The sequence below is a fragment of the Bradyrhizobium sp. GW821-FHT12B03 genome (assembly GCF_058807535.1).
The window spans coordinates 104,155-117,683 of record NZ_JBXAQU010000026.1; the positions used below are offsets into that span (position 1 = coordinate 104,155).

The 13,529-nt window shown below is 61.8% G+C and carries 13 protein-coding genes and 1 tRNA gene; 1 reads left to right on the top strand and 13 read right to left on the bottom strand.

Going from position 1 to position 13,529, the window contains the following annotated elements; genetic code table 11:
• The first annotated feature begins 58 nt into the window (after window positions 1-58).
• The gene (locus AC1RUR_RS34810; protein WP_492852535.1) at window positions 59-856 is read left to right on the top strand and encodes an adenylate/guanylate cyclase domain-containing protein; all 798 of its coding nucleotides are present in this window, start codon (window positions 59-61) and stop codon (window positions 854-856) included.
• A gap of 58 nt (window positions 857-914) precedes the next feature.
• Here the strand turns inward: AC1RUR_RS34810 and AC1RUR_RS34815 are convergent, their stop codons facing one another.
• From AC1RUR_RS34815 to AC1RUR_RS34875, 13 genes are all read right to left on the bottom strand, one after another.
• Window positions 915-1,904, bottom strand: a complete 990-nt coding sequence (locus tag AC1RUR_RS34815; RefSeq protein WP_492852537.1) for a Bug family tripartite tricarboxylate transporter substrate binding protein — start codon at window positions 1,902-1,904, stop codon at window positions 915-917.
• Window positions 1,901-3,307 carry a 3-carboxy-cis,cis-muconate cycloisomerase gene (pcaB, locus tag AC1RUR_RS34820; protein ID WP_492852539.1) on the bottom strand — a complete coding sequence of 469 codons (1,407 nt, stop codon included), beginning with the start codon at window positions 3,305-3,307 and terminating at the stop codon, window positions 1,901-1,903. Before pcaB ends, AC1RUR_RS34815 begins: the two co-directional genes overlap by 4 nt.
• Window positions 3,308-3,513: 206 nt before the next feature.
• On the bottom strand, window positions 3,514-3,753 hold the full coding sequence (locus AC1RUR_RS34825; protein WP_492852541.1) for a hypothetical protein: 240 nt from the start codon (window positions 3,751-3,753) through the stop codon (window positions 3,514-3,516).
• A 7-nt stretch (window positions 3,754-3,760) separates the two neighbouring features.
• Window positions 3,761-3,889 (bottom strand): hypothetical protein, encoded by a 129-nt coding sequence (locus AC1RUR_RS34830; RefSeq protein WP_007600646.1) that lies wholly within the window; start codon window positions 3,887-3,889, stop codon window positions 3,761-3,763.
• A gap of 185 nt (window positions 3,890-4,074) precedes the next feature.
• Complete coding sequence (locus tag AC1RUR_RS34835) at window positions 4,075-5,205, bottom strand: helix-turn-helix transcriptional regulator (protein WP_492852543.1); 1,131 nt, start codon at window positions 5,203-5,205, stop codon at window positions 4,075-4,077.
• A gap of 330 nt (window positions 5,206-5,535) precedes the next feature.
• Window positions 5,536-6,453 (bottom strand): substrate-binding periplasmic protein, encoded by a 918-nt coding sequence (locus AC1RUR_RS34840; RefSeq protein WP_492852545.1) that lies wholly within the window; start codon window positions 6,451-6,453, stop codon window positions 5,536-5,538.
• A 711-nt stretch (window positions 6,454-7,164) separates the two neighbouring features.
• Window positions 7,165-7,971 carry an FRG domain-containing protein gene (locus AC1RUR_RS34845; RefSeq protein ID WP_492852547.1) on the bottom strand — a complete coding sequence of 269 codons (807 nt, stop codon included), beginning with the start codon at window positions 7,969-7,971 and terminating at the stop codon, window positions 7,165-7,167.
• Between the two features lie 113 nt (window positions 7,972-8,084).
• Window positions 8,085-8,924: a hypothetical protein gene (locus AC1RUR_RS34850; protein ID WP_492852549.1), complete on the bottom strand. Its 840-nt coding sequence runs from the start codon at window positions 8,922-8,924 to the stop codon at window positions 8,085-8,087.
• A gap of 168 nt (window positions 8,925-9,092) precedes the next feature.
• Window positions 9,093-9,830, bottom strand: coding sequence for a hypothetical protein (locus AC1RUR_RS34855; protein WP_492852551.1), 738 nt, complete (start codon window positions 9,828-9,830; stop codon window positions 9,093-9,095).
• 256 nt (window positions 9,831-10,086) lie between these two features.
• Entirely contained in the window at window positions 10,087-10,656 is a 570-nt protein-coding gene (locus tag AC1RUR_RS34860; RefSeq protein WP_492852553.1) for a hypothetical protein, read from the bottom strand.
• A 136-nt stretch (window positions 10,657-10,792) separates the two neighbouring features.
• On the bottom strand, window positions 10,793-12,442 hold the full coding sequence (locus AC1RUR_RS34865; RefSeq protein ID WP_492852555.1) for an amidohydrolase: 1,650 nt from the start codon (window positions 12,440-12,442) through the stop codon (window positions 10,793-10,795).
• 313 nt (window positions 12,443-12,755) lie between these two features.
• Window positions 12,756-12,831 (bottom strand) — tRNA-Ile (locus AC1RUR_RS34870).
• A gap of 359 nt (window positions 12,832-13,190) precedes the next feature.
• Window positions 13,191-13,529, bottom strand: a 339-nt coding sequence (locus AC1RUR_RS34875; protein WP_492852557.1) for a Bug family tripartite tricarboxylate transporter substrate binding protein, incomplete at its 5' end; no start/stop codon positions are given.

The following is a 13,529-nucleotide window of genomic DNA, read 5'->3' on the forward strand; positions in this document are numbered from 1 at the left end:
TGTCCGACTACCCTTTACCCTGGGTAGCCCGAACGTTCCTACGATTGGCCGCGCGTTCATGCCGAAATTTCTTCGCATCGGAGTCCATCAGTCCAACGTCTCCGGATACACGTCGAAGGCATGGTGTGTCAGGCGCGTCGGCTCGGCGGTCTTCCTGAAATGGGGCGCCGTCGAGGTCCACGGCGCCGGAGACGGGCGCAGGGTCTACTGGACGCGTTCGCCGCAGGAAAAGACCATCCGCTGCGGCACGGCGCAGCGTGCCCAGGACTATGCCAAGGCCGCGATCGCGCGGCGCCGCAGCCATCGCTACGAGCCGCTGGCCGGGCCCATTGCGAACCGGCGCCGAACGGCCGGCGGCGGTGCCGAGCCCAAGCAGGCACTCGCCACCATCTTGATCGTCGATATCGTCGGCTCCACCGCAAAGGCCGCCAAGCTCGGCGATGCGCGCTGGACCAAGATCATGGGCCACTATTACGCCGCGGTCCGCAAGGAGCTGAAGACCTCGCGCGGCAAGGAAGTGGTGACGACGGGTGACGGCGTGCTCGCGACGTTCAAGGCGCCGGCGGCCGGGATCAGTTGCGCGACCGCGATCCGCAAGGCGGTGCGCACGCTGGGCCTCGATATCAGGGTGGGCTTGCATGCCGGCGAGTACACGGTGAGCGGCGGCGAGATGGTCGGCCTCGCCTTCCACATCGGCACCCGCGTCGCCGCCAAGGCGCGCGCCGGCGAGGTTCTGGTGTCGAGCGCGGTCAAGGACCTGATGAAGACGCAGTCGGCGATCGGCTTCAGGGATCACGGCGTGCACCAGCTCAAGGGCGTGCCGGAGCGGTGGCGGTTGTATCGGATCGAGGATTGAGGCGGCTGGCCGCGACAGTCCAGATACGTTCGGAATCTCGAGGGCGGACCGGCCGCGCCTATTGATCGAGCCGGATCTGCGCGGTCTTGACGATGTCCTGCCAGCGCGCGATCTCGTCGGTCATCCGCTGCCTGAGCGGGGCGGGGCCTCGCTGATCCGGCGGCGGCAGAATCAACCCCGCCTGTTCGAGCCTTCTGCGCACGCCGTCGTCGTCGAGCGCCGCGCGAAGCGCATCGGTGAACCGGTCGCGAATGGCCTCCGGCACGCTCTTCGGCAGGTAGAATGCGAACCAGCTCGACGCGACGAACCGTGCGAGCCCCGCTTCCGCCGCCGTCGGCGTATCAGGCAATTGCGGAACGCGGGCGGGCGCCGAGACGGCCAGAAACCGCAAATGGTCGTCGGCCAGGAAGGGAAGAACGTCGCCCAGCAGCGCGCAGCTGAAGTCGCTGCGGCCTGCGATCAGGTCGGTCATCGCCAGCGCCGATCCGCGATAGGGCACCCCGACCGGCTTGAACCCGACCACGTCGGTGAACAGCAGGCAGCTGATGTGGCTGATCGAGCCGACGCCCGCATGGGCCAGGGTGAGGTCCGGGCCGCGCGCCTTGGCGATCGCGATGAACGACGCCATGCTGTCCGCGCCGAGGTCCCGGCGGGCGACGACGAGGATCGGCGTTTCCGCGACGAGGCCGATCGGCGTGAAATCGACCAGCGGATCGTAGCGCAGGCTCGGATACAGCGCGACCGATGCCGCATGCGTGCCGACGTGACCGCTGACCAGCGTATAACCGTCGGGCGGGCTCTTGGCGACGCGCGTCGAGCCGGTCGTGCCGCCCGCGCCGGCGACATTCTCGACGATGATCGGCTGCCCGAATTGCCGCGACATGTGCTCCGATACGATCCGGCTCATCACGTCATTCGGGCCGCCCGCCGCGAACGGGACCACCAGCGTGATCGGCCGTGATGGAAACGGCGCCTCGGCCTTCGCCGCATTCAGCATGGTCAGCACCGCGGCTGCGGCAACGAACGGGCGAATGCGCTTCAGCCTCATGGGGGTCCGCTCCGTTTCGCCTCTGGCGCTGCGCGGCGCGGCCGGTCGGCGGATGCCGCGAGGACGCGGTCGACCTCGCGGCCGGACAGGCCGACGTAGCGGGCCGGATCCGCGGCCGCCTCGATCTCGTGCGGCGCGAGGTGGGCCGTCACGGCCGGATCGCGCGCAAGGCTCTGGGCCAGGGTGAGGCCCGACGCGATGGCGTGCGTGCAGGCCGCGCCCACCATCTCATGCGCATGATGGCGCCCGACATGCGGCGCGAGCGCCATCATGACCGCCTCGGCTGCGATCAGTCCCTGGGTCCGGCCGAGATTGGCCTGCATCGCATCGGGGCGGACGACGAGCCCGCTACAGAGCCGGATGGCGTTGTCCATGGCCCGGGCGATCAGCATGAAGGCTTCCGGCAGCAGCAGCCATTCGGCCTGCCACGGTCCCGTCGCCCGTTCATGGTCGTGCACCGAAGCATCGAGCATGGCGCTTGCGAGCCGGCGCAGCGCCGATCCGGTGCTGAGAAGCTGCTCGCAGATGATCGGATTTCGCTTGTGGGGCATGGTGCTGGAGCCGCCATGGCCCTGGCCGCCCGGCTCCAGCACTTCGCCGACCTCGGTCTGCGCCATCAGCACGACGTCGGTCGCGATCTTGCTCAGGCTGGTGGAGATCAGTCCGAGCAGGCAAACCGTCTCGGCCAGGGCGTCGCGCGCGGCGTGCCATGCCACGAGCGGCTCGGCGAGCCTGAGCTCGCGGGCGAGCGCAGCGCGGATGCGGTCGCCGTCGTCGCCGAGCGAGGCGAAGGTGCCGACGGCGCCGCCGAACTGCACCTGCAGCACTCGTGGTTTGAGCTCGGCGAGACGTTCGCGGTGGCGCAGCAGGCCCGACAGCCAGACCGAAACCTTGAAGCCGAAGGTGATCGGAATGGCGTGCTGAAGCTTGGTCCTGCCGACCATCGGCGTGTCGCGGTGGGTCCGCGCCAGCTCCGTGATCGCCGCGATCAGTCTCTCCAGATCGCGCTCGACCAGTTCGAGCGCGTCGCGAATCTGCATCACGAGCGCGGTGTCCATGATGTCCTGGCTCGTGGCACCCCAATGGACGAATTCGCCATGGGGCTTGCCGGTGAGCCGGATCAGCTGCTCGACCAGATTCACGATCGGCAGTCCGGCGCGCAGCGTGCCCGCGGCCAGCTCGTCGAGGTCGAGCCGCTCGGCTCGGGCCGCGGACGCGATCGCCGCCGCGGCCTCGGCCGGGATCACCCCGAGCTGCGCCTGAACCTTCGCCAGCGCCGTCTCGACCAGCAGCATCGCGGCCAGCGAATTGCTCTCGGCGAAAATGGCACGCATCGGCGCGGTGCTGAAGATGTCGGCGAGGTGGCGGCTGCCGAAGACCGTCGCGGGCTCGAAATTCAGCATGGCGATACCGCACGCGTCGATCGCCGGGCGGTCGCGTCGCTTCCGGTCACGCGCGCTCCGTCGTCGCGAACGTTGTCTGATGATCCGGAGAGCAATCGCCGCTGAAAAATTAGCCGCATCGGTCGGTATCCGTCCCTCCGCCGTCACGCCCCATTGCGCAACCGTATGGCTCAATATCGATCGAGCCTAGGTCACCTCGCCATCTCTCAAAAATGCATTGTTGAGATATGTGCGTTCTGAATCGAAGAACGCGCGCCGGCAAAGCTTGGTAGCGCCTGCGGTGAAGGATCTGCGTGAAGACGCAGTCGACGATCGGCTTCGGGGATCGCGGGGTGCATCCGCTCAAAGGGGGTGCCGGAGCGGTGGAGGTTGTGGCGGGTCAGGCCGGCGTCTTGCTCGGCTGAAATTCCCTGGCGCTGCGGCCTTGGTATCAGCGAGATCTTCATCTCGGCATCACCGCACGCCCGTGCCCTTGCAGCGCTGGCACTTCACCACCTTGTCGCCCTTCTTGAGCAGACCTTTGCCCTCGCAATTCTTGCATTTCTGCTTCTTCTTGATGTTCGGGCCTTTTTCGCTGGTCATGATAGTCTCCTGCCGCCAGAGAGCGGTCTTGTGCGGGTGCTCGGCGGAATGGCCGGGCTGTGCCGGGTAAGCCCTACACTTATGCCGGCTTCGGCACCACCAGCACCGGCACGCTTCCGTCCACCAGGACCACGGATGTCCGGTGCCCAAAAACAATTTCCTGAGGCCGCCCGGTGGCTCCTCTGTTACCGGGGAAGCGGTCTGGCATGGGCCGCAACGAGCTTGATCAAGTCAGCCTGACGGCGCACGCCGGTCTTGCCAAAGATATTCTGGAGGTGAGTTTTCACGGTGGACTCGCTGATGCCGAGCGCCTCCGCTATCTCGGATACTCCGCTTACTTTCAGCACCGCATCGAGGACCCGCACTTCGCTCGGCGTGAGCTGGAACTGTCGCGCCGCCACTTCGGTCGGATCAGGCGCGGCCATTGATACCTTTCGGACGAAGACGGCAGCGACCGCAGCGTGAAGGCCCCCGGCTCGACGGCGGGCCCCTGATGTCAGAGGCAGGATATCAGCCACCCAATTCTGGCCAGGCTTGCTGGACAGCGGAATGGCAACACCATCCGCGCCGACAGCGCCATCGCCACCGCTCGCGGCGGCGACAACGTTGCGCAATACCTGCGCCGCATGCGGGTCGACGGCGATCAAATGATTGTTGACGGCTCGCAAGATCGTCGCATCATCGAGCAGCGTTTGCGCGGCCGTGTTGGAGAATGCAATATGGCAATGCTCGTCGAGCAGAAACGCGCCGGCGTCGAGCCTGTTGAGCGCGTCTGACAGACTTCCGGCCTTTTCCTTTTGAAGGTCGACGACATTGCCGATCAACACCGCGCGGCGCACGTGAGGAACCAGCAGGCGCATGCGCCGCCGCATCGTGTCGTCGGCAAGCCCCTGGCGCTCGTTTCGGAAGACTCCGAACTGAGCGAAGCTCGTTGCGGTCTTGTCGAGCGTGGCAGCCAAATGATCGGCCCATCCGTTCGGCTTGACCCACTCCTTGTAGAAAGTCGTCTCGACGAACTCACTATAGGGCAAGACGTTGGTCGTGTTGTAAATCTCCTCGACCTGGAAAAAGAATTGAGCCGTCAAGCTCGGATCGAGGCGGATATATTTGTTGAAATACGCGTCCACGCTGGATGGTTCGACATTGTAGACGTAGTGAAGCTCACCCTGAACGGTGATGTCCTTCCAGTAGAGTCCAGCCGCAGTTCCGCCGATGAATTGCGTCGCCTGCTCGAGAACGCCGACCCACAGACTGGGGTCGAGTGCTGCGTCGTAGATATCGCCGATCAACTGCGACAAAAGTTCCGGATCGACCATTCCCGACACCGCTCGTTCGACGGACTGCGATATTGATGCAACGGAGCAATCGCATCAACCGCCTGTGGGACACCAATATGCTCTGAGACCCGATGGCCTTCAGCGTGTCTATGGCGCGAGCCGATGGCCTCCCGCCTTGGTCGAGCGTTGTACAGGTGTGGAATATCGCAGGCCAGCCCAGATTTGGCGCGCCAGTCTCGTGTGAGACGGCCAGATGCGCATAGCGAACAGGCACTTTGTCGAGTGGAACGGGGGGCGGTGAAAGTGCTGCTCAATTCATGAGCCTTCGAATCCGCGCGCCGTGACGTGGAACGGCGCCGCGCGTTGGGATCACTGCCCCGTCAATTCGTATTTGACCTCGCGGCGAAAGCGCTCCAGCGCACCGTCCGCCTTCATCTCTTTCAGGACCGCGGCCAGGCGGCCCGCCAGCTCTGCATGTTTCCTGTGCAGATAGGGATGAAGCGCGATCGTATCGCCATACGTGAGCAGCGGACGAACCGAGGTGACATTGTTGAATTCAGGCAGATACAGCGCGTTCAGCACGGCGGCGTCCAGCTCGCAATAGAAGTCGACGCGCCCGGCGAGCAACATGCGCAGCCCAAGCTCCGGCGTCGCCACGCTGGACAGCCGGTCGCTTGGCAGCACTCCGGACAAGACGTTCTGGCACTGCTCGACACCACGTCGGTAGATCCCGGTCCAGCTCGTTGCGGCCAGATCTTCCGGGCGCGACAGGTTGAGCGCCGGATTGCTCACCCACAGCCCGAACACCACGTGATAGATCGGCTCCTCCACCCGCATTTGCTCGGGGTGCGCGTCCGCGTAGGCAAAAACGCGCACGAACTGGCCATCGACGGCACCGGAGTCCGCCATCGCGGTCATGCGCGGCGTCGGCAGCAGCGTCACCTCGATCGGAACGCCGAGGCGCCTGAACGCCTCCTGATAGACCCGCCGCTGCCATTTGCCTTCGTAAGTGGTGTCCGGCTGGTTCGTGGCCATGACCAGGGGTTTCATCGGCTCCGACCGGAGGCGGGCAGGCATCACGGCAAACGACGCGAGCAGAGCCGCGATCAGGAGGTGCTGCACGTAGTTGCGTGGACGGTCGCCGGAAGCCTGGGACATACGGAATGGCATCGACTGACTTTGCAAGATGAGGGGCGTGGGTCCGACATTCGTTTCGCCGCGAGCACCCTGCGGATTTTCCGCGACAGCTTCCGTGATCGCGCCGAGGGGCCCGTTGGGCAAGGCCATGACGATCTGAGAGTTGCGCGATGATGGAATAGTGTCGGTGATTTGCCCGACCTGTCAAAATCTTTCTTGCAGGATTGGCCCAAAGGCATCGATGCCGGAGCCCTGTTACTTTGCACGAAGGTGCTTTCGATAATTGAGTTGGGAGCGCGAGCCGTGTTCGGCCTTGCGGTTGGGAAGCGGGGCTTGCCGAGCCGTAGCTCGTGGCAACGCCCGCCTTCGCCCAAGTGGGCTTCAGCGTCGCAGCCTTCATTCGCTTTGCGAGCGAAGGCTGGTGGGTCCGGCAGGACTCGAAGCTGCAACCGGACCGTTATGAGCGGCCGGCTCTAACCATTGAGCTACAGGCGCGGCCTGACTACGGTCCAGTGCACGTATTGGGTCTTAATTGATATATTGCGGTAACAGTGCACTCGATGGCTCAGCCGCATTTGCGGGTGCGAAGGCGCGTAAATCCAGTGCGCTGTCACCGCAATTTCATCGAATCGCCCGTCAACGGCCCCACCATTTCTGCCTCGAGTGTCGGGGATTACGGTGCCAGTGCATTCGAATGACCCCTTTCGCGGGCACGAAGGAATTAAGTGTACATCGTAATGCCATTCGTTATCGCCTTCCCGACCGCCATCCCGATAGTGGGAGGCCTACCAAGATATTCGTTGGACGTAGTCTTACTGGCTTGCTCGATAGATCGACGTCACCCACCTAGCTCGAAATCGGTTAGTCGAGTTCTGCGCGCATCGCCAAGCTTTCCATAAGTCCCTCTTCTGAACCGAAGAGAGTATATGGGCTTAGATTGTACTCGGCCAACTCCCTTATGACTTCACGCCGCTGGTCATTTGACAGAACGAATTTGAAGAGAATGTCCTGCTGAAAATCGGCCTTGGGATCGAATGGCTTGCAGACGTTTGTATGCTCAAGGAAGTGTGGGCTGACTTCCTGCCATTGTGTGCAAACGGTGTAATATGAGCGTTGAGCGAAGTGACGCTTTGGAGCCGCAACGTAAGGGCCAAGCAGCCTTATTGCGGGTTCATCGCTTCCGCCTGTTTTCATCCCACTAGCATCCCGCTCTCGAAAGGCGTAGATCGCCACGTTGTCGGCGTCCGCACTTCGAAACGCAAAAAACGCCGCTACCATCGCTGATGCACTCCAATCCAGGAGAGGAGAAGGGAAGCCGTGGTGCCTCAAATAGGCTAGGTATGAGTAGTGGGGCAACGAGCCGCGCAGCATGATCGAACTGAAACTGTCGTAACCAGCCAACACGCCGCGCTCGATTTCAGAAATCGAAGGCTCCTCGCTCCACGTTAGTCCTGTGTAAGCCTCGACTTCAGGCTTTACCCGTAAGGCTATCCTGTAATAGTCGGCCACCCCTTCTAACAAACCGCTTCTTTCGAGGGTGGTCTGCAATCGCCACTCACTCGACGCCTGACCACGAAACAAAACTATGGAGCCTTCGTCGCGCGCCTTCTTTGCGAGTGATGAAGCTTCTTTCTTGAAATCCTCCCAACTAACCTCGGTGCCCGCCAATCTGCGCCTCCTACGTCAAATAAACCTAGACGTGCGTTTTATATCAGATGGGCCGCTTTCATGGGGCGAACGCTTATGAATTAACTGCAATTCTTACCGCAATACTAACGGGCTTAAACTTGTCTGTTTGGACGATGCCGCTTTTGATCCTGGACGTGCAAATCGGCCCGGGTTGGAAAGAACGTATCATCGTCAGCCAAAGTTAGCAGATTGGTTGGAACGGGTAGCAAGCCAATCGTCTTCGCAAACTTCGATGGCAGAAGGATGCGGGTCTTCAGACCTTCAAAGGGCTTCGTCTTCGATTTTCGCTGCAACGAGCCATCGAGCTTGAAATCAATATGCAAGAATGCAAACAGGCCGTACTTCTGTGCAGTATAGATGTGGTAGGCGTCCAGGCTCTGCTTTTGACCAAGTGATTCAAGTAGGGCCCGATAAAGCGGATCGTTGCAGGACGCGATGCGATCAAGTTGCGCTTGCTTTGGGTTGTTTAGATCGAGCTTAAACCCATCGATGCTTTTAAGCCTGATGCCGGCAAAGACATTGTGATCGGCATAGCCGTATCCTTGAAACCGACCAATTGGTTGCCGGAATTGTTCCGCCTTGAGCTCGGCAGAAGTGCAGAGCTCAAGATATCCCGCTCGGGCTAGGTAGGCTATTCCAGCGAGGTATTGAACCTCATTATAAAGTTGGGTGTCGTTACCCGGGGCATGGATCGGTATCTTGGCCAGATAGCCGGTTGGGACCTCGACCTTGCCACCCCACATAACCGACCCTGTCGAAATCCACCCTCCTTCATGCGTAATTCCGTGTGCCAGGACCGAGCTGTCGACAAGAATCCGAAGGGGGCCTTTTTTCCGCAAAATAAGCTTCGTCGGGAGCACAGACATGGGCAAAAGCGCTTTTGCCACACGCCGCTTAAGTGACCGACTGAGCTTTTCGCTAAAATTTTTCATGCTGGACCTACTACTACTCTAGCACGTTCTTTTTGACCTTCACTACTGGAGAACCAATAAGAAATCGCCCTTGTGCTTGTCCGACGTTCGCTCAGAAAATAACCAAGACTACCGTGACAATGCACTCAATGAGTCCGGCTATTTTCTCGGGTTCGAGGCTTGACCTTATCACACCCCAGGCGGTCCTTGAGCCACATCGATTACGTGGCGGTCCGATCCTACAATGATCACCACAGTATAGGTCTTTTGCGTACCGCCCTGATCGGTGGGCGGCGCGAGATGCAGTTGGCCTCCGTACCATTCGCCGGGCAGGAGCGTATTGTCCTTGATCACCGCTTGCTCGAGCACAGCCATGTTGCGTTGACCTGATTCAATCGTCGCGGAAATCATCGCGTCATTTTGTGCGGTGGCGTTGCCTTGCGCGATCACCGCGGCAGTCGGGCTGTAGAATGTGCCGGTCCGGCCGCTTGGGGTCGTATAGGTGCCATATCCAGCTCGCGATGCGCTGTAAGCGTTGGCGCCGGCTGCGACCCCTGTCAGAAGCGCAACTGCGACCTGCCGGTTCTTCTCCTCTTGAACAAGCATCTCATATGTCACGATCTTCATTTCGAAGTCGGACCCCGCGGCGTGTTGGATGGCTTCAACTTGTCCGACTCGAAACTCGACCGGCTGGCGGCTGAGATTGTTGATACCGACCACGAACACGGGCCGGCCGTTCGCTTGGAGCTGGCGGGACGCCGGTCGAACGAGGACCAGGGAGCTCTTTTGCCGAGAGACGAGAGCGGGCTGCCCATCCCTCATGAGAGCTTGTTGCTGAGGATTGGAAGCTTTGAACGAAACCGTTTCGCCAGCCGTCATGCAGCCGGTCAGCGCGGCGCAAGCCGCCACCAAGACTAAAATGCGCATGCTGAAATTCCCCCGTCGAAAGAGTCGATGCAAGCGCAACCGTTGAGCGAGCGCAAGGGGAGTTTACGCGCGCCGGGCCCACGGTCCTCGGTCAAAAGGTCTAAGAAGGCAGGGGGTTACCGCCAGGCGGTCTGTACCAGATCTTTGAGCGGCATTACTGTGACAGTGGTGGACTTAATCGAAGTCTTTCGAGCCCTCGCATTGAGTACACTATCACCCTAAATCCGATGGTCTCTGCTCTACGGCCGTATGGCGCTCATTGGAGCGGACAATTGTAAGTCGTGACGATATAGATTCCACGACGCATCCGTTTCGAAGCAACGATTTCGCAACTTGATCCGACGTGGCGGAGCCACTCCGAAGCTCCACCGTCCTCGGCGAGGCTATCGCTCGGGTTCGAGACGAGGTAAGCGTCATTTTCCATACCTGCCATTCCCCAGCTTTCCCAAGCCAGCATGACCGAGTCTTTGTCCGCGAACCCTTCTGGTGCGTCGTTGCGCGCGTAAGACCAAGCCAGAAACCGAAGTTCATCCTTGACTCGCGGCAGTGCCCAGAAGGTCCCGCCGATCAGCATGAGCAACACCACGAGCGAGATGACTATCGAGCGAGCTCGGGGTGATTTCCTCTCGACTCCGGCCCAGATGCAGAGTCCGACGCAAACCAATGCCACCGCGGGCAAGTAGAGTGAGATGAGAAACAGAAACGTGCCAAGGCTCTTATCCCACGCAAAGGGCGCTGCGGTCGTGACCGCGGCAATTGCGGCAATGAAGGGCAGCCACCGCAGCGTCTGCGCCTCTTTCTCGGGGGCTTGAGCAAACGAGGTCATGGTTCTCAGATTTATCAAGAAGGTTCCGGCAGTTTACAAGCCCGAAGACCAAACGGCTATTCGAGACGAGAGCAAGCGCCGCTGCATTGGACAAGCGCCGAGATTTCGTGAGGGCGGCACGGCGGGCCTCCAGCTCTTATTTTTCGCTCGCGAAAACATCCGCCGCATACACGACCTTACCGCCCACGACCGTCAGCAGAGACGCCGTGGCGCCGATTTGCTCGACGGGGACGGACATGAAATCCCGGTCGAGGATCGCGAAGTCGGCGAGCTTGCCGGTCTCTAATGTGCCGCGCCGCGTCTCGTCGAAGCAGAACCAGGCGCTTCCCACGGTGTAGAGGCGCAAGGCATCTTCGCGGCTGGGTGTTTCGTCCGGGCCGCGCGTCGACAGGCCACCGACGGTCTTGCCGTCCAGCATCCATTGCAGCGCCACGAACGGATTGTAGGATGCGACCCGATGCGCGTCCGTGCCGGCCCCGACATGGACGCCCGTGCGCAACGCCGTGACCAGGGGCGGCATGCTGCGCGCGGCACCGCCGGCCTGCGCGACGATACGGTCGCCTCCGAGATACATCGCGTCCTGCATGGTCCAGCCGACACCAAGGGCCTTCATCCGCAGAAGCGTCTCGGACGAGGCGTTGTCGAGATGGGCGATCGACCAGCGCAGCGGCGCGAGCGGCGTCTCCTTGTTGACCTCGTCGTAGAGGTCGAGGAGGTGGCGGACGGATTTGTCTTCCTGCCAGTGGATGGTGACCGTCAGCCCTTGCTTGGCCGCCCAGCGAATGATCTCGCGGAACTTGTCCTTGGCGGCCGCGTCGGGCGCGTTGTTGTTGTACATGGCGCCGGTGATGCGCTCGCCGATGCCGTTGAATCGCAGCATGTCGTCGCCGAATCCCATCGGCAGGAACGGCGTGAGAGCCTTGTACTCCTCGAATTCCGCGCCGACATTCTGGGCGAACAGGCTGTAGGCGACCCGCACCGACAATGATTTCTCGCGCCAGAGCTTTTGCAGGGCGGCGTAGTGGCTGGGATAGATGCTGAAGCCGCCGGGATCCACGATCCCGGTAATTCCGAGACGATTGAGCTCCGTGAAGAACTGCCTTGTGCCGGCGACATTCTCCTCGAAATTCGGCCTCGGCAGGCGATCGAACAGCGCGGAGATGCTGACGATGGATCCGTTGAACCAGCCCGTGGTGTCGCCCGATGCGGCGCGCTCGGTCGTGATACCGGCCGGCAACTGATCCGCTGATATCCCGAGCGCCTGCTGCGCTTTCGGCGTCATCAGCACCGCCGAATAGAACAGCTGGATGTAAGCCGGATTGTCGGGAACGACCGACATCACTTCGGCGAGCGTCGGCCGCCGCTTCTCCGCAAATTGCAATTCGCTCCAGCCGCCGGCCACGATGATCCAGGATTCCGGGCGCGCTGTTGCCGCCTGGCGCAGGCGGTCCATGGCCTCAGGGATAGTCTTCGCGCCGATCCAGTTGACCTCGGTTGCGTAGGTCAATCCGGCGCGCACGGCGTGAATATGCGAATCGATCAATCCCGGAATGATTGTGCGTCCGCCGGCGTCGACGCGGCGCGTCGCCGGCCCGATCAGGCTTTCCATGGCATCGTTGCCGCCAACTGCAACGATCTTGCCGTCGCGCACTGCGAGCGCCTGCGCGATCGTCGATGCAGGATCCAGCGTCACGATCTTTGCGTTCGTGACAATGAGGTCGGCCTTTTGTGCGTAAGCCAAAGTGGCCCAGCACGAGATCACCAAAACAGCGAGAAGCTTGCGCATGTTCGGTCCCCCCCAAATAGATTGTTTTATAGCCCGCCTTCGCCCGTTGGGCTTCGGCGCGGCAGCCTTCCCCGCTTTGCAGCAGTTCGTCCGTCTTCGCTCTCACTTCGTTCAAGCTACGCCGGACACCACGCTTCGCCCTTCGCTCTCCGCGCGGCTGCGCCACGCGTGGCCGCCTTCGGCGCGGCAGCCTCACTCGCTTTGCAGCAGTTCGTCCGTCTTCGCTTTCACTTCGTTCAAGCTACGCCGGACACCACGCTTCGCCCCTCGCTCTCCGCGTGGCTGCGCCACGCGTAGCCCGAAGGGCGAAGCGTGGTGGGCCCGGCAGGACTCGAACCTGCAACCAGACCGTTATGAGCGGCCGGCTCTAACCATTGAGCTACAGGCCCCGCCGCGGGACGGCCTGCGGAGATGCGCGGCCGGCAACGGTGCGCGGTTCGTTTACAGGGATGGAGGCGGGGGTGCAATGCTGGGCCTGATCGAGACGGAACGCGGGATTGCGCGGAAAGCGCACGCGGGTCGGACGAGGACCGTATTCGGAATAATCGCATTATGCCCCTGTTTTGCCCGACGAGTCAAAGGGTCTTTGGCTCATGGGCCGGCGCCTCTCGTGGTGCTTCCCTAAGTCTTTGTGATTGCTCACGTCTTCTACTGTGCATGGGGTTGTTTTCGCACTTTTTGTTTTTGAGGGGGCTGTTGGCCCCTCAAACGTCTTGACGGTGAGCCCTGACCCCGCGGCGGCTACTGCCTAGTCGACCGACACCCCCGCGAACTCCACCACCTTGCGCCACTTCTCCGTCTCGTCGGCGACCAGCTTGCCGAACTCGGCCGGCGTCATCGGCTTGGGGATGCCGCCGGTCTCGGCGAGGCGGGCGACCAGCTTGGGGTCCTTCAGCGCTTCGCCGACGGCCTTGTTGAGGATCTCGACGACCTCGGGCGGCGTGCCCTTCGGCGCGGAGATGCCGTAGAAGCCGACCGATTCGAAGCCGGGCACGGTCTCGGCGATCGCGCTAGGGCATGCACATATCTGGTGCGACGGATTGACTCGGGTCGAGGGTAAGGGGTTCCAGAATCGGGAATCCGTGTG

Bases quoted from the DNA above. Each gene is read 5' to 3' on its own strand.
- AC1RUR_RS34830 (WP_007600646.1), bottom strand. From the start codon at position 3,889: ATGACCAGCGAAAAAGGCCCGAACATCAAGAAGAAGCAGAAATGCAAG.
- AC1RUR_RS34860 (WP_492852553.1), bottom strand. From the start codon at position 10,656: ATGACCTCGTTTGCTCAAGCCCCCGAGAAAGAGGCGCAGACGCTGCGG.
- AC1RUR_RS34840 (WP_492852545.1), bottom strand. From the start codon at position 6,453: ATGGCCTTGCCCAACGGGCCCCTCGGCGCGATCACGGAAGCTGTCGCG.
- AC1RUR_RS34825 (WP_492852541.1), bottom strand. From the start codon at position 3,753: ATGAAGATCTCGCTGATACCAAGGCCGCAGCGCCAGGGAATTTCAGCC.
- AC1RUR_RS34855 (WP_492852551.1), bottom strand. From the start codon at position 9,830: ATGCGCATTTTAGTCTTGGTGGCGGCTTGCGCCGCGCTGACCGGCTGC.
- AC1RUR_RS34865 (WP_492852555.1), bottom strand. From the start codon at position 12,442: ATGCGCAAGCTTCTCGCTGTTTTGGTGATCTCGTGCTGGGCCACTTTG.
- pcaB (WP_492852539.1), bottom strand. From the start codon at position 3,307: ATGCTGAATTTCGAGCCCGCGACGGTCTTCGGCAGCCGCCACCTCGCC.
- AC1RUR_RS34815 (WP_492852537.1), bottom strand. From the start codon at position 1,904: ATGAGGCTGAAGCGCATTCGCCCGTTCGTTGCCGCAGCCGCGGTGCTG.
- AC1RUR_RS34810 (WP_492852535.1), top strand. From the start codon at position 59: ATGCCGAAATTTCTTCGCATCGGAGTCCATCAGTCCAACGTCTCCGGA.
- AC1RUR_RS34835 (WP_492852543.1), bottom strand. From the start codon at position 5,205: ATGGTCGATCCGGAACTTTTGTCGCAGTTGATCGGCGATATCTACGAC.
- AC1RUR_RS34850 (WP_492852549.1), bottom strand. From the start codon at position 8,924: ATGAAAAATTTTAGCGAAAAGCTCAGTCGGTCACTTAAGCGGCGTGTG.